The organism is Chachezhania sediminis, assembly GCF_009765275.1.
GTDB classification, from domain to species: Bacteria; Pseudomonadota; Alphaproteobacteria; order Rhodobacterales; family Rhodobacteraceae; genus Chachezhania; species Chachezhania sediminis.
In genome coordinates this window covers 164,884-180,533 of sequence record NZ_VOPH01000002.1, presented here as the reverse complement: position 1 = coordinate 180,533, position 15,650 = coordinate 164,884, and the positions used below count along the sequence as shown (strand labels likewise).

Genomic DNA, 15,650 nt, shown 5'->3' with positions numbered 1-15,650 from the left:
CGGGGGATAGCAAAGTCATCATACAAGTGTCAATCAGTTGAGTGACAAGTCCTGGGCGCTGCGCCGGATCAGGTTGCGATAGCGCTGCTGGCTGCCCTTCAGGTGGTCTCGCATGGCCCGGCGCGCAGCGATCTGGTCGCCGTCGGCGATCGCGGTGGCGATCTGGGCGTGTTCCTCTGCGATGCGGGCCAGATAGGCGGGGTCGGTGCGTAGGTCGGTGCTGTTGTCCTGAAGGGCCGCGCGGGGGATCAGTTCGCGGCCCATGAAGCCAACGAATTCAGGGAAGCGCGGGTTGTTCGTGGCCTGGGCAATGGCCATGTGGAAGTCGATATCGGCCGCGACCGTGGGTTCCGCGCGCGCGATCAGGGCCAGGATGTCCTGGTGGGCGGCCAGAATCGCCTCTTCCTGCGCGGGCGAACGGCGCTGGGCGGCAAGGCCTGCTGCCTCGATCTCGACCGCGGCGCGCAGCTCCAGCATTTCGATGATCGACGATATCTTCTTGAAATCAATGGCCTGAAAGGGGCTTGCGTCGCGCGCGACGGGTTCGGTCACGAAGACGCCGGCCCCCTGACGCGGTTCCACCAACCCGTCGGCCCGCAGGGCGGCGATGGCCTCGCGGATCACGGTGCGCGACACGTCGTAAAGCCCGGTCAGCTTCGATTCGGAGGGCAGTTTGTCCCCGGTGCGGAATTTCCCCGCCTGAATCGATTGCCGCAGATCGTCGCTGACCTGTGCCACAAGATTGCCCCGCTTGTTGCGCATGGTGCTGGCTGCTCCGCTGTCTTCCACCGTTTCCTCCGCCTTTTTCCATCCCAATGGTCCTTATTTCCGGTAGGCTGTCAAGGAAGGCTGGCCCAAGTTATAATATGAGTTGACGGCTTTTCTGCAATTTATATTATGACGCCGGGAAATCGAATGATTCCTGATAGGGGAGGAATAGCGATGAAGTTCAGCACACTGACCGTCGCGGCGGCTCTGGCGCTTGGCGCTGCCACCGTAAGTGCCGATGCGGCGACCTGGCGGGGGTGGAACATCCACCCCGAGGATTATCCGAACGGCGTGGCCCTGGACCAGTTCGCCAAGGACGTGACCGAAGGAACCGACGGCCGGGTGGACGCGCAGGTGTTCCACAACGGGATCCTGGGCGCGCAGCCCGACGCGATCGAACAGGTCCGCAACGGCGCGCTGCAGTTCGCCAACTTCAACATGGGGCCGATGGGGCAGATCGTGCCGGCAACCAACGTGATGTCGCTGCCGTTCATCTTCAACAACATCGACCACATGCACCGTGTGATGGACGGGCCGGTCGGGCAACAATTCTCGGACGAGTTGGCAAAGGAAGGCCTCGTGGCGCTCAGCTGGTTCGACAGCGGATCGCGCAGCTTCTACAACACCAAGCATGCCATCACGTCGCCGGCCGACATGGATGGTATGAAGATCCGGGTGATGAACAATTCGCTGTTCGTCGACATGGTCGACAATCTGGGCGGCAACGGGACGCCGATGGCCTATTCCGAGGTCTATCAGTCCCTCAAGACCGGCGTGATCGACGGGGCGGAAAACAACTATCCGTCCTATGACAGCTCCAACCACTATGAAGTGGCCAAGTACTATTCGATCACCGACCACCTGATCATTCCGGAATGCCTGTGCGTGTCGACCGTGGCCTGGGATGCCCTGTCGGACGAGGACAAGGAAATCGTGAAGGCCGCCGCCGTGAAGGCCGCGGAGACCCAGCGTGAACTGTGGTCCGAGCGCGAGAAGGTCAGCCGCGAGAAGGTCGAGGCCGCAGGCGCCACGATCAACGAGGTCGACGACAAGACTGCGTTCCAGGCGGCGATGAAGCCGGTCTATGACCAGTTCCTGGCCAAGAACCCGGACATGGTCGTCATCGTGACCGCGATCCAGACGACCGAGTGATCCTTTCATCCCGATGACATCGCGCCCGGTGGCCCTGATGCCGCCGGGTGCCTGACATGAGAGACATGAGCCGAAGATGGCGCAGGACACTGCAACCTTGCCGGCGGGGGCCGATCTGCCCCGCGGCGCAATCCACCGGATCCTCGATGTGATCGCACGGCTCTGCCTCACGGTGGCGGGGATCCAGATGGTGACGCTGATCGTCATCTTCGGCTGGCTGGTCTTCGGGCGTTATGTCCTGAACGACACGCCCACATGGGTCGAACAGGCGGCGCTTCTGCTGGTCGTCTGGATCGTCTTTCTGGGCGGTGCGGTCGGTGTCTGGCGCGGATCGCACCTGTCGGTCGATTTCGTGCGCGAAATGATGCCCCGCGTCCCGAAGGAGATCCTGCGGCTGGTCAGCATTCTTCTGATGATCTTCTTCGGAACCGTCATGGCCTGGCAGGGCTGGGGCCTGGCCCAGAAGACATGGCCGCGCATGGTGCCGATGCTCGACATCTCCGAAGCCTGGCGCGCGATCCCGATGGCCGTATTCGGCGTGCTCTGCGTCCTGTTCTCGCTGGCCCACCTGGCCGACTACTTCAAACGCCTGGCCGAGGGTCGCGACTGATGGGTTTGCTTATCCTCTTCGGGCTTTTCTTCTTTTGCCTGATCGCCGGTGTGCCCGTGGCCTTTGCGCTGGGCGTAGCCACCGTGGCGGGCTTTCTTTACGAAGGGCTGCCGCTTTTCGTGGCCTTCCAGCGGGTCGTGTCAGGCATCTCTGTCTTCTCGCTGCTGGCCATCCCGTTCTTTATCTTCGCGGGCGAGTTGATGTTGCAGGGCGGGATCGCCGTGCGGCTGGTCCGGCTGGCATCGGCCGCCGTTGGCAGCGTCAGGGGTGGGTTGGGGGTGGTCAACGTCGCCTCCTCCATGCTTTTCGGCGGGATTTCGGGCTCGGCCGTGGCCGATACATCGGCCCTGGGTTCGATCCTGATGCCGGTGATGAAGGAAAAGGGATACGACGCCGACTACGCTGTGAACGTGACCGTGACATCATCGGTCGCCGGCGTGGTCATTCCGCCCAGCCACAACATGATCCTGTTCGCGGTCGCCGCCGGCGGCGTTTCGGTCTCGCAACTCTTCATAGCGGGGATCGTGCCCGGCATCCTGATGTGCCTGTGCCTTGGCGTCGTGGCCTATATCGTCGCCGTCAAGCGCGGCTATCCGTCCGAGCCTTTTCCCGGCTGGCCGTCCCTTGCGCTTAGCTTCGTGGTGGCGCTGCCCGGGCTGATGACGGCGATCATCATCGTGGGCGGCGTCCTGTCGGGGATCATGACGGTCACGGAATCCGGTGCCTTCGGGGCGATCTATGCGATCCTTGTCACGGCGCTGGTTTATCGCGAACTGACATGGGCGGGTTTCAAGCGCGCCGTCATGTCCGCCGTGGGCACCACGGCGCTGGTGATGCTGCTGGTCGCGACCGCATCGGCCTTTGCCTACCTGCTGGCGCTTTACCGGGTGCCGGACCTCCTGGCCGCCAGCGTGACCGGTATCAGCCGCAATCCCTTCGTGATCCTGCTGATGCTGAACCTGATCCTGCTGGTTCTGGGCATGATCATGGACATGGCCGCGCTGATCCTGATCTGCTCGCCGATCTTCCTGCCCGTGGTTGTGGACCTGGGCATGGACCCGATCCAGTTCGGCGTGATCCTGATGATGAACCTTGGCCTTGGCCTGTGCACGCCACCCGTCGGCGCCTGCCTGTTCGTGGGCTGCGTCGTCGGCGGTGTCCGGATCGAACAGGCGGTCAGGACGATCTGGCCCTTCTACCTTGCGATCCTCGTGGCGCTGGTGCTGGTTACCTATGTGCCCGCGATCTCGATGTTCCTGCCAAGCCTGATGAAATAGGGAGACCGCCGTGAAGCGACTGTTGATCACCGGCGCCGCCGGAGGTGTCGGCAAGGTGATGCGCACCCGTCTGGCCCACATGGCCGAAACTGTCCGCCTGTCGGATATCGCCCCGATGGATCCGGCCGGTCCGAACGAAGAGGTCGTGCAGTGCGACCTGGCCGATGCGGCCGCGGTAATGGATCTTGTCGACGGTTGCGACGGCATCGTCCACCTGGGCGGCGTGTCGGTGGAACGGCCCTTTGCCCAGATCCTGAAGGGCAATATCGAAGGGGTCTACAACCTGTACGAGGCCGCGCGCGCCCATGGCATGCCGCGGATCGTGTTCGCCAGTTCGAATCATGTGGTGGGCTTTCACAGGCAGGACAGCCATCTGCAGGCGACCGATCCGGTAATGCCCGATGGGCTTTACGGCGTGTCCAAATGTTTCGGCGAGGCGATGGCGTCCATGTACCATTCCAAGTTCGGGCAGGAGACGGCTATCGTCCGGATCGGGTCCTGCTTTCCGAAGCCGGTCAATCACCGTATGCTTGGCACGTGGATGAGTTATGACGACTTCGTTTCGATGATCGAGGCGATCTTTCGCGCGCCGATGCTGGGCTGTCCGATCATCTGGGGCATTTCCAACAACGACGTGACCTGGTGGGACAATTCTGCGGCGCGCTACCTGGGCTGGCGGCCGAAGGACAATTCCGAAACATACCGGGCCGAACTGGATGCCGCGGGTCCGCCGCCCCCGGTTGACGATCCGGCCTCGGTCTATCAGGGCGGGGCATTTACCCAGGACCCGATTTTAAAGGAGTGACCAAGATGTCAGTCGAACTGAAAGGGAAACACCTGATTGCCGGCGACTGGGTCGGTGGCGAGGAGAGCTTTGCCAACGTGCCCTTCGACGGCGCGCCCGACCGCTTTGCCGAAGGCACCCCCGAACAGGTGGCGCTGGCCTGCGAGGCGGCGGAAGAGGCGTTCTGGTCCTATGGCTATACGACCCGGGCCGAACGGGCCGCCTTCCTGCGCGAGATCGCCGACCAGATCGAGGCACGGGCCGACGCGATCACGCCTATGGCGATGAAGGAAAGCGGTCTGCCCGAGGCGCGGCTTCAGGGCGAACGCGGCCGGACCACCGGCCAGTTGCGCCTGTTCGCGGATCATATCGAAAAGGGCGACTACCTGGACCGGCGTCACGACATGGCGCTGCCCGACCGCCAGCCCCTGCCGCGGCCCGACATCCGGCTGATCCAGCGGCCCATCGGGCCGGTCGCCGTCTTCGGTGCCTCGAACTTCCCGCTGGCCTTTTCCACCGCGGGCGGGGACACGGCATCCGCGCTGGCCGCCGGCTGTCCGGTGGTCGTGAAGGGCCACCCGGCGCATCCAGGCACCACCGACATCGTGGCCCAGGCCATCGACGCGGCGATCCGGAAATGCGGGATCCATCCCGGCGTCTTCAGCGTGATTCAGGGCTCGGGCCATCAACTGGGCGCGGCCCTGGTCCAGCATCCGCTGATCAAGGCTGTGGGCTTCACCGGGTCGCTTCGGGGCGGCAAGGCGCTGTTCGACCTGTGCATGGCGCGGCCCGAACCGATCCCGTTCTATGGCGAACTGGGCTCCGTCAACCCGATGTTCGTCCTGCCGGAGGCCGCGAAGGCCCGCGGTGCGGCCATCGGCGAAGGCTGGGCCGGGTCGCTGACCATGGGGGCGGGGCAGTTCTGCACCAACCCGGGCATCGCCGTCGTCCGGAAGGGCGCGGATGGCGACGCCTTCGTCGCGGCCGCCACCGATGCCCTGACCAAGGTCGGCGCCCAGAAAATGCTGACCGACGGTATCGCCGCTGCCTATCGCGACGGGGTGGACCGTTTCGACGGCCGCAATGCCGTGACGCCGCTTCTGCAGAACGACAACGAAGGTCGGACTGCCAGGCCCGCCCTTTATGAAATCGATGCCGAGGCGTTCCTGGCCGATCACACGGTGGGCGAAGAGGTCTTCGGCCCCCTGGGCGTGGTCGTTCGTGTCGAGGATACGGCAGCGATGGAAACGTTGGCGAAAGGCTTCGAAGGCCAGCTGACCGCGACGCTGCAGATGGACGAGGGCGACATGGACACCGCCGCGCGGCTGTTGCCTATCCTGGAGCGCAAGGCGGGCCGGGTGCTGGCCAACGGCTTCCCCACCGGGGTCGAGGTCAGCGAGGCGATGGTCCATGGCGGTCCCTACCCGGCGTCGACCAATTTTGGCGCGACCTCGGTCGGGACCATGGCGATCCGGCGCTTCCTGCGGCCGGTCAGCTATCAGAACATGCCGGTGGGTCTTCTGCCGGAAGACCTGCAGTAACCGGACCTCCAGGACCTGCCGGCCGCCGGCAGGTCCCCGGGGGCGCGACCATTTGCTGGATCCGATCGTCGCGCCCCGGTTTTCCCGCTTGCGGGGAACGGGCCGGCCTTCGCACAGTACCATCCGAACCGATGGCAGGAGCGTGGCCCATGTCCGAGAAATACCCCGAATACGCGAACCCCCAGATGCGGCCCCGCTATACCGGCGTGCCGACCTTCATGCGCGCGCCTTATACCGAGGACCCTGCGGGCGTCGAAATCGCGTTGGTGGGCGTTCCCTTCGACGGCGGCGTGACCAACCGCACCGGCGCCCGCCATGGCCCGCGCGAGGTGCGCAACCAGTCGTCGATCATCCGGACGCACCACCCGGTGCTGGACGTAAACCCGTTCAAGCTGTGCAAGGTGGCGGATGTGGGCGACATCTGGCCCGAGGAGCCGTTCGAACTGAACCACGCCCATGACGAGATCCGCGCCGGCTTTGCCCGCCTGCACGCGGCCGGGGCAGTGCCGCTCAGCGTCGGCGGGGACCATTCGATCTCGCTTCCGATCCTCAGGGCGCTGGCGGCGGACCGGCCGGTGGGGATGATCCATATCGACGCCCATGCCGATACCGGGGGCGACTACATGGGATCGCGGTTCCACCACGGCTCCCCCTTCCGGAACGGGGTGCTGGAGGGGCTTCTGGACCCGAAACGCGTCTGCCAGATCGGGATCCGCGGTTCGATGGGCGATCCGGACCTGTGGAAGTTCTCCTACGACAGCGGGATGCGCGTGATCCGCATGGAGGAATTCACCGACATGGGCTGGCGCGCCGCCATTGCCGAGGCGAAGGCGGTCGTGGGCGACGGGCCTGTCTATGTGTCCTTCGACGTCGACGCGCTGGACCCGATCTATGCGCCGGGCACCGGCACGCCGGAGGCGGGGGGCATCACCATGATCGAGGCGCAGCGGATGATCCGCGAACTGAAGGGCGTGGACCTGATCGGCGCGGACGTCGTCGAGGTTTCGCCGCCCTTCGACAACGGCACCATCACCTCGCTGAACGCGGCCAACGTGATGTACGAGATCCTGTGTGTCCTGGCCCTGGCCGTGGATGCGCGGCGGGGCTGAGGCCTTGGAATTGAAGTCCCACCCGGCGGCACGCCGGGTATCGGCCGCCGCACCCCGAGGCGGCCGCCATCCTTCTTGCCGAAACGGAAGCGCCCCGCCCGATCAGCCTTCTGCCAGGCTGGACGTCTCCGGCGTGGTGGCGCGGCCCATGGGGGCCGCGCGGAAGGCGGACTTGTCTTCCTCGGCCATGGGCTTGCGGGCATAGATCCGCGCGACCGCGAAGAGGATGATCAGGATGTGCGCCACGGCAGTGATCCAGAACAGACTGGTGCTGCCGAAGCCGGTCATGGCGAAGCCCGCGACCGTCGGCCCGATGATCGTGCCGAAGCCAAAGACCATCAACAGCCCGCCGCTGACCTGGATCGCTGTGCCCGGCGTGGCATGGTCGTTCGCATGGGCCACGATGATCGGATACATCGTGTAGATCGAGGCCCCGAACAGCGCGCCCACAGCCAGGGTCAGCCAGACCGCCTCGGGCGTGAAGAAGATGAAGAACCCGTCCGCGATCAGCGCCAGAACGGCGGTCAGGACCAGCACCTTCCGGCGGTCGTGCCGGTCCGACAGGTATCCGAAGGGCAGCTGCGCCAGCGCGCCCGCCAGCACGGGAAGGGCCGCAAAGAATGCGACCTCTCGGATATCCAGCCCGGCGCGGGCGGCATAGACGGGCGACAGGGTTCCGAAGGTGCCGTTCGATATCCCCGACATGAAGACGGCAAAGACCGCCACCGGCGAATTGCGCCACAGGGCCCGCAGGTCCAGTTTCACGCTGACCAGCGGGCTGGGGCTGGAGGCGGCCGAAATCGCGGTGGGTAGCAGTGCCAGGCAATAGATGATCGCCGGCAGCACGAAGAACAGGAACCCGGTCGGATCGCCCAGCGTCAGCGCCAGTTGCCCTATGGTCGAGGAGGCGAGATTGACCAGTGTGTAGATCCCGAAGACCCTGCCGCGGGTGGTCTGGTCGGAATAATCACTGAGCCAGCTTTCGACGACCATGGCGGCGCCGGCGAAACAGAAGCCCGACAGCCCCCGAAGCGGCACCCAGACCCAGGGCGTGACAAAGATCAGCGACAGCAGGATCGAAATCGTCGCCACTGCGCACATCGCGCCGAAGACGCGTACGTGGCCGACCCGTGCCACCAGCGCCGATGTGCGCAGGCAGCCCAGCACATAGCCAATGGCCCAGCCGGTGCCCAGAAGGCCCAGCGAGGCGGCGGTCATGCCCTCGATCTCGCCCCGGATCGGCAGGATCAGGCTGTTCATGCCCCCCGCGATCAGAAGGAAGGACGATCCCAGGAACAGGGCGGAAAGGGGGAAGATAGTCTTCAGCATGGCGGCCTGCGTCGATCCGATGTCTTCCGACGTCGCGGCTCTTGCCCGGCCCGACTCCGGTCGCGCCGTGGTCGACGCTGTTTTCGCTCCCCTAGAGCATAGGCCGGGGGCGAGCCAGCGGGCAATGGTTCACCCCTTCGCCCGACCAGCCGGAAGGCGCCGAGGCGCGTTCCGGGGCGCGCGCATCAGCTTTCCGCCATGACCTGCGTGACCGGCGTCGTCGATCGTGGCAGGGGCGACGCGACGAAGCTGCCCTTGTCTTCTTCGGACAGGGAATCGCGGGCGCGGATCCGGGCCACGGCAAAGAGGATCAGCAGGATGTGAGAGCCCGCGGTGATCCAGAACAGGCTGGTCGAATGGAATTCCGACATCGCGAGACCCGCGACGGTGGGGCCGATGATGGTGCCGATGCCGAAGACCAGCAACAGCCCGCCCGCGACCTGGATCGATTTCCCGGGTTCGGCATAGTCGTTGGCATGGGCCACGATGATCGGCTGCATGGAAAAGACGGCGGCGCCGAAGATTGCGCCCGCGATGATGTTGGGCATGACCCCCTGCGGAGTGAAAAAGACGAAGGTCGCATCCGCTGCCAGCGCCACGATCGCCGTGGCGATCAGGACCAGGCGGCGGTCGAAGCGGTCCGACAGATAGCCGATGGGCAGTTGCGCGATGGCGCCGGCCAGGACGGGCAGGGCGGCGAAGAAGGCGACCTCGTGCACGGCCAGGCCCGCATAGGCGGCATAGACCGCGGCCAGCGTGCCGAAGGCGCCGTTCGAGATCCCCACCATGAACACCCCGAAGACCGCCACCGGAGAGTTCCGCCACAACGTGGCGACGTCCAGCTTCACCGAAACGATGGGGCTGGGGCTGGAGGCGGCCGATATGGCCGTCGGCAGCAGCGCCATGCAATAGACGATGGCGGGCAGCACGAAGAATAGGAAACCGGCCGGATTGCCGACGGTCAGTGCCAGCTGGCCCGCCGTGGTCGCGGCAAGGTTGACCATGGTGTAGATGCCGAAGACCCGGCCCCTTGTCGAATGGTCGGCATGTTCGTTGATCCAGCTTTCGACGACCATCGCGGCGCCGGCAAAGCAGAAACCGGAAAGCCCCCGCAGGGGGATCCAGACCCAGGGCGTGACGAACAGCAGCGAAAACAGGATCGAGATCGTGGCGACTGCGCACATCGCCCCGAACACGCGGACATGGCCGACCCGGGCCACAAGATAGGACGTGCGCAGGCAGCCCAGCACGTAGCCAAGCGCCCAGCCGGTCCCCAGAAGACCCAGCGAGGCGGCGGACATGCCTTCGATCTCGCCCCGGATCGGCAGGATCAGCCCGTTCACGCCGCCGGCGAACATCAGGAAGGCAGAGCCCAGCAGCAGGGCGGACAGGGGCAGGATACTTTTCAACATGGATGGGACTCCGGTCTGGATCTGCACGCAGGTCAGTGTCGGACAATGGCTGCCGCTGGTCACTCGGAAGCCCCGGCGACGGCATCAGGACTGTCTGGCCGGCCCCGCGAACGGGGGCCGGTCAGGCAGTCATCGGTCTGGATTTGCGGTCAGGCCGCGGGCACTTCCTGAAGTAACGAGCGTTTCAGGGACAGGCTGCCCGGCCCCCACTGGCGCACGTCGTTCGCGAAGACGGCCACCCGCAGCCGCGCCATCCGGCGGCGGCGTTCGTCTTCGGGCATGGCCAGCGCCTCAAGGATGGCGGCATCCATCGACTTGAAGGAATAGGGGTTTGTGATCACGGCGCCCCCCAGTTCCACCGCGGCACCGGCGAATTCCGACAGGACCAGCACGCCGTCCCCGTCGAAGCGCGATGCCACGAATTCCTTGCACACCAGGTTCATCCCGTCCGCCAGCGGCGTGATCCACGCCACGTCGGCTGCGCGATAATAGGCCACCAGCTGTTCGAACGGGATCGCGCGGGAAATCAGCGTGACCGGCTGCCAGTCGAAGCGGCCGAAGCGGCCGTTGATATGGCCGGCCATCTGCTCGATCTCGTTCTGGACCTCTTCATAGGCGGTCATGCCGGTATTGGCCGATACCGAAACATGCATCAGACGGACCTTGCCGCGCAGGTCCGGGTTCTGTTCCAGGATCCGCTCGAAGCTGGTCAGCTGCTCGATCCCGCCCTTGGTATAGTCGGTGCGACCGACCGACAGGATCATCTTGGCATCGCCCAGTTCGGACCGGATCTCGGCCAGGCGCGTTTCGGTCGCCTCCAGACGGGTGCGTTCGTCGATGAATTCGACGTCGACCCCCACCGGGGTGACGCTGATCGCGACCTTGCGGCCTTGATGCGTCACGGCCGACGGCAGCATCCGTTCGATCAGCGCGGTATCGTCGGAAATCCACTTGTCCGGAACGCGGTTCATTTCCGCAATTTCGACATCGAAGAGGCTGGAGGCAACCGACACGAAGTTCGCCGCATAGCGCGGGATATGGAACCCCACGTCGTCGCAGGCCAGCAGGCTTTCCACGATGTGCCGCCGCCAGGGCAGCACGTTGAAGACGTCGGCCGCGGGGAAGGGCGTATGGTGGAAGAAGCTGATCCGGACGTCGGGCCGCAGTTCCCGCAGGTAAAGCGGCACCATCCAAAGGTTGTAGTCGTGGATCCAGACCAGCGCGCCTTCGGCGGCCTCCTCGGCCGCCGCTTCGGCGAAACGGCGGTTCACGTCCTGGAAGTTCTTCCAGTCTACCGGGTCATAGTTGTAGCGTTCCTTGAACCCGTGCAGGATCGGCCAGAACGCCTCTTTCGAGGTGATGTGGTAGAACTCGCGCACCTGTTCCGCCGACAGCGGTAGACGCGAGACCGAGTACTTGCCATAGCTGTCGTCGATCTCGATCCGCTTCTCGAACGCCGGATTATCCGGATCGTCGGCCAGCTTCCAGGCGACCCAGGCGCCGTGATCGACGCTGCCGAAGAAGCTTTTCAGCGTGGGCACGATGCCGTTGGGGCTTTTGTTTTCCTTCAGCACCGTGTTGCCGTTCTCGTCGACATGCTCCTCGTAGGGCTGCCGGTGATATACGATCACCAGTTCAGACGACATCGACAGCCTCCTTCGGTTTGGGGAACATCTCGAAGCGCTGGATCGCTTCGGCGATCCCGGCGACGCCATGGGCCTGGGCCACGGTGACGCTGCGCAGGTCGGCGACCTCTTTCTTCAGCGCCTCTTCCGAATTGCCGACGGCCACGGCCGGAAGGCCCGACGCGATCATCGACAGGTCGTTCATCGTGTCGCCGGCGACCAGCGTGCGGCCTTCCTCGACGCCCAGGTATTCCAGCAGGCGGCGCAGCGACGGCCCCTTGCTCACGCCCTTGGGCAGCACGTCGAAGAACCGGTTGTCGGAAATCAGGGCGTCCAGGCCCAGATCCTCGACGATCTCGACCGCGCGGGGGTCGAACTCTGCCGGGTCCATGTCATAGCTGACGCGGTGACGGAACAGCGTCGGCTGCAACCGCAGACCCGACACGCCGCGCAGCGCGGCGTTCACGCGGGCCCCGGCATCGCCCCAGGCTTCCGAGATATGGGCTTCCAGGGCCTGGATCGGCGACAGGAAGTGGTGGTGATCGACCGAAGCGATGGTGGTGCCCACGTCGCCCACGACATAGTCGGGACGCGGGACGCCCCGCCTCTTGGTCAGGTCGGAAATGAAACCGGGATCGCGCCCGGTGACGAAAATCAGGCCGACGCGGTCGCGGCTGGCCTCGATCCATCCATAGAACATCTCGCGGTCCTTGTCGGATCCGCCCAGGAATGTCCCGTCAAGATCGGTGGCCAGTACGAAGTCCTTGTTGGAGAAGTCCTTGTCGGCGAAGCGCTCGTGACGGGTCATGAGATCCTTTCTGCAAGTGTTGCTATATCTTGATCGGTTGCGGGATGAGAGAAGGCGAGGCTCATCGCCTTCGGTTCGGCCTCGATGGGACGTGCCCAGAGCGAAGCGAATGCGGTGCCAAGGTCGACCTTGTCGTGCAGGACGGACCGGACAGTTTCGCAGATCGGCATGTCGACGCCCAGGCGCCGGGCCAGGTCGGTGACCGACTTGGCGTTGACCTCGCCTTCCACGACGACGGGCTTGCCGTCGAAGCAGTCGGCCCGGGGGGTCCCCTCGCCCAGCTGCACGCCCAGCGCCATGTTGCGCGAGGTGGTGCTGGAACAGGTCAACGTCAGATCGCCCACACCCGACAGGCCAGTGACCGTTTCGCGACGGCCGCCAAGGGCCTCGGCCAGGGCCTTCATTTCATCAAGGCCACGGGTGATCAGCGCGGCGCGCGTGTTCTCGGCGAAGCCCGCGCCGGTCATCATGCCACAGGCGATGGCGATCACGTTCTTGACCGCGCCGCCGATTTCCACGCCGGTCAGGTCGTCGGAAACATAGGCCCGGAACGCCTCGGTGCTCAGCGACACGGCGAGACGAACGGCCGGGCTTTCTTCCGGCTTCAGCCGGTCGACATGGCCGAAGGGGAAGGCGACTGTCGCTGCGGTCGGATGGCCAAGGGCCGTTTCGCGGGCGAAGGTCGGACCCGACACGCAGCCGACGGGCCGGTTGCCCAGTTCCTCTTGCGCGACCTGGGTCATCAGCAGGCCGGTTTCGGCCTCGATCCCCTTGGCACAGATGGCGACGGGCATGTCGGCTGGCGCGTATTCGGCGACCTGACGGGCCACGCTGCGCACGCTGCGCGAAGGTACGACGATCAACGCCGCGTCCGCGTCTGCCAGGGCGCGTTCCATGTCGAAGACGCCCAGCAGATTGTCCGGCAGGGTCACGCCCGGCAGGAACCGTTCGGTGGTGTGGCGGCTGTTGATTTCCTTCAGCACCTCCGGGTCGCGCCCCCAGATTCGGGTCGAGACGCCAGCGCGGGCCAGTGTTGCGGCCAGCGCGGTCCCCCAGGACCCTGCGCCGATAACCGCCACCCGGGCATAGGAGCGTACTTTCATGGGAAGGGGATCACCCTGGAATGTGTTGTCATGCTTCATGGGCGACCTCGTCGGTCACGTCGGTCTGAAGCGCAGTTCCCCTTGTGCAAAATGCTTGTGTCATCGTCGTTTTCCGTCCGTTCATGTCGTTTTTCATCTTTCGCTAACGCACATGTAATGCTGCATGCGCAGAATTGTTCCCGAAAAAATGCAACAAGCGATGATTGGCCTAAGCCTGGATGCATTTTTGGGCGCATTGCGGGCGAATGACGCGCTCCTGGGCTGAAGTGGCCTGTTTACGACTATGATGTGTCGGTTTCGAGCAACTTTTTGACGCGGCCGGCATTTCCAGTCGTGGACAGGCCGTCGAGATGCGCCATATCCGGTGTTCCATTCGGTCATGCGGCGGGTGCAAAGTCGCCGCCATGCCGATGCAGAAAAGGAGCCGCCCGTGCCGTATACCGACCAGACCGAGCAGCCTCCCCGTGTCCTGACGGCGGACCCCGACTGGTGGCGGGGCGCGGTGATCTACCAGATCTATCCGCGGTCTTTCCAGGATTCGAACTCGGACGGGATCGGGGACCTGTCGGGAATCATCCACCGGCTGCCCTATGTCGCGCAGCTGGGCGTGGACGCGATCTGGATCTCGCCCTTCTACCGCTCTCCCATGCTGGATTTCGGCTATGACGTTTCGGATTACCGCGATGTCGACCCGATCTTCGGATCCATCGGCGACTTCGACGCGCTGATCGCCCGGGCGCACGACCTGGGCCTGCGGGTGCTGATCGACCTCGTGCTGTCCCATACCGCCGCGCAGCATCCGTGGTTCACGGAAAGCCGCGCCTCGCGTACCAATTCGCGGGCGGATTGGTATGTCTGGGCCGATCCCCGGCCCGACGGCACGCCGCCCAACAACTGGCTGTCCTTCTTCGGCGGATCCGCGTGGCAGTGGGATGGCGAACGGATGCAGTACTATCTGCACAACTTCCTGCCCGAACAGCCCGACCTGAACCTGCACAATCCCGATGTACAGGAAGAGCTTCTGGACGTCGTCCGCTTCTGGCTGGAACGCGGCGTCGACGGCTTCCGGCTGGATACGGTGAACTACTTCTTCCACGACGAGAAGCTGCGCGACAACCCGGCGCTGCAGCGGTCGGAACGGACGGAAACCCATGCCCCGGCCGTAAACCCCTATAATTTCCAGGACCATGTCCACGACAAGAACCAGTCCGCCAACCTGGTCTTCCTGCAGCGGATCCGGGCGCTGATGGAAGAATTCGAAGACCGCACGACGCTGGGAGAGGTGGGCGACGGCCTGCATGGCGCAGCCCTTCAGGCCGAATACACGCAGGGCGATGACAAGCTGCACATGTGCTATGACTTCGAGTTCCTGTCGGGCCATACACCCACGGGCGACTATCTGGCCGATATCCTGCAGCGCACAAACCAGATGATGGCCGATGGCTGGGCCTGCTGGGCCTTTTCCAACCACGATGTCGAACGGCACGTCACGCGCTGGGGTCTTTATGACCCTTCCGCCCGGATCTATGCCGCCCTGCTGTTGTCGCTGCGGGGGTCGGTGTGTCTGTACCAGGGCGAGGAACTGGGCCTGGGCGAGGCCTATGTGGCCTTCGAGGATCTGCAGGACCCCTATGGCAAGCAGTTCTGGCCGAAATACCGCGGTCGCGACGGGGCGCGGACGCCGATTCCCTGGGTCCAGGATCACCAGTACGGCGGGTTCACCGACGTGAAACCCTGGCTGCCGGTGGCGATGGAGCATCTGGAAAGCGCCGTCAGTGTCCAGTCGGACCGCGAGGACAGCATGTTGGCCTTCTATCGCCACATGATCGCCTTCCGCCGCGCCCATCCCTGCCTGGTGAAGGGCAGGCTGGAAATCGTGTCGGCCACCCCGGGTGCGATTTCCTTCCTGCGGACCCATGGCGACGAACGGCTGTTCTGTAGCTTCAACCTGTCGCCAGAACCGACGGACCTGATCCTGCCGCCGGGCGACTGGCAGCGGGACCTGGGATCCCCCTTCATTCTGGCGCCGGGCGAGGACGAAACGGTGCTGGGCCCCTGGCAGGCGGCCTTCGCGCTGGAACGCGTTTGAGGACGCTTCCCCTTCGGGTTGCAACCGGTCTACCTTGGCCCCG

Annotated in this window: 13 protein-coding genes; 7 read left to right on the top strand and 6 right to left on the bottom strand. The window is 64.8% G+C overall.

Going from position 1 to position 15,650, the window contains the following annotated elements; translation table 11 throughout:
* Positions 1–33: 33 nt before the first annotated feature.
* Positions 34–789, bottom strand: coding sequence for a FadR/GntR family transcriptional regulator (locus tag FQK05_RS05790; RefSeq protein ID WP_233270396.1), 756 nt, complete (start codon positions 787–789; stop codon positions 34–36).
* Between the two features lie 153 nt (positions 790–942).
* Between FQK05_RS05790 and FQK05_RS05785 the strand changes: the two genes are divergently transcribed.
* The 6 genes from FQK05_RS05785 (at position 943) to speB (ending at position 7,241) form a co-directional block, all read left to right on the top strand.
* A complete protein-coding gene (locus FQK05_RS05785) occupies positions 943–1,920 on the top strand; it encodes a TRAP transporter substrate-binding protein (protein WP_158964965.1) in 978 nt (325 codons plus the stop codon).
* Between the two features lie 76 nt (positions 1,921–1,996).
* Entirely contained in the window at positions 1,997–2,530 is a 534-nt protein-coding gene (locus FQK05_RS05780) for a TRAP transporter small permease (RefSeq protein WP_158964964.1), read from the top strand.
* Entirely contained in the window at positions 2,530–3,807 is a 1,278-nt protein-coding gene (locus FQK05_RS05775; protein WP_158964963.1) for a TRAP transporter large permease, read from the top strand. Before FQK05_RS05780 ends, FQK05_RS05775 begins: the two co-directional genes overlap by 1 nt.
* Before the next feature lie 10 nt (positions 3,808–3,817).
* Positions 3,818–4,612 carry an NAD-dependent epimerase/dehydratase family protein gene (locus FQK05_RS05770; RefSeq protein WP_158964962.1) on the top strand — a complete coding sequence of 265 codons (795 nt, stop codon included), beginning with the start codon at positions 3,818–3,820 and terminating at the stop codon, positions 4,610–4,612.
* A 5-nt stretch (positions 4,613–4,617) separates the two neighbouring features.
* Positions 4,618–6,132, top strand: coding sequence for an aldehyde dehydrogenase (NADP(+)) (locus FQK05_RS05765; protein ID WP_158964961.1), 1,515 nt, complete (start codon positions 4,618–4,620; stop codon positions 6,130–6,132).
* A 149-nt stretch (positions 6,133–6,281) separates the two neighbouring features.
* The gene (gene speB, locus FQK05_RS05760; protein WP_158964960.1) at positions 6,282–7,241 is read left to right on the top strand and encodes an agmatinase; all 960 of its coding nucleotides are present in this window, start codon (positions 6,282–6,284) and stop codon (positions 7,239–7,241) included.
* Between the two features lie 102 nt (positions 7,242–7,343).
* Here speB and FQK05_RS05755 read toward each other — a convergent pair whose 3' ends face one another.
* From FQK05_RS05755 to FQK05_RS05735, 5 genes are all read right to left on the bottom strand, one after another.
* A complete protein-coding gene (locus FQK05_RS05755) occupies positions 7,344–8,570 on the bottom strand; it encodes an MFS transporter (RefSeq protein WP_158964959.1) in 1,227 nt (408 codons plus the stop codon).
* A gap of 185 nt (positions 8,571–8,755) precedes the next feature.
* Positions 8,756–9,982: an MFS transporter gene (locus FQK05_RS05750; RefSeq protein WP_158964958.1), complete on the bottom strand. Its 1,227-nt coding sequence runs from the start codon at positions 9,980–9,982 to the stop codon at positions 8,756–8,758.
* 149 nt (positions 9,983–10,131) lie between these two features.
* Positions 10,132–11,628 carry a glucosylglycerol-phosphate synthase gene (ggpS, locus tag FQK05_RS05745; protein ID WP_158964957.1) on the bottom strand — a complete coding sequence of 499 codons (1,497 nt, stop codon included), beginning with the start codon at positions 11,626–11,628 and terminating at the stop codon, positions 10,132–10,134.
* Positions 11,618–12,415, bottom strand: a complete 798-nt coding sequence (locus FQK05_RS05740; protein ID WP_158964956.1) for an HAD-IIB family hydrolase — start codon at positions 12,413–12,415, stop codon at positions 11,618–11,620. Before FQK05_RS05740 ends, ggpS begins: the two co-directional genes overlap by 11 nt.
* Positions 12,412–13,518 carry an NAD(P)H-dependent glycerol-3-phosphate dehydrogenase gene (locus FQK05_RS05735; protein ID WP_233270395.1) on the bottom strand — a complete coding sequence of 369 codons (1,107 nt, stop codon included), beginning with the start codon at positions 13,516–13,518 and terminating at the stop codon, positions 12,412–12,414. The genes FQK05_RS05740 and FQK05_RS05735 overlap by 4 nt, the downstream gene beginning before the upstream one ends.
* Positions 13,519–13,948: 430 nt before the next feature.
* Between FQK05_RS05735 and FQK05_RS05730 the strand changes: the two genes are divergently transcribed.
* Positions 13,949–15,607 (top strand): alpha-glucosidase, encoded by a 1,659-nt coding sequence (locus FQK05_RS05730; RefSeq protein ID WP_233270394.1) that lies wholly within the window; start codon positions 13,949–13,951, stop codon positions 15,605–15,607.
* The last annotated feature ends 43 nt before the right edge of the window (positions 15,608–15,650 follow it).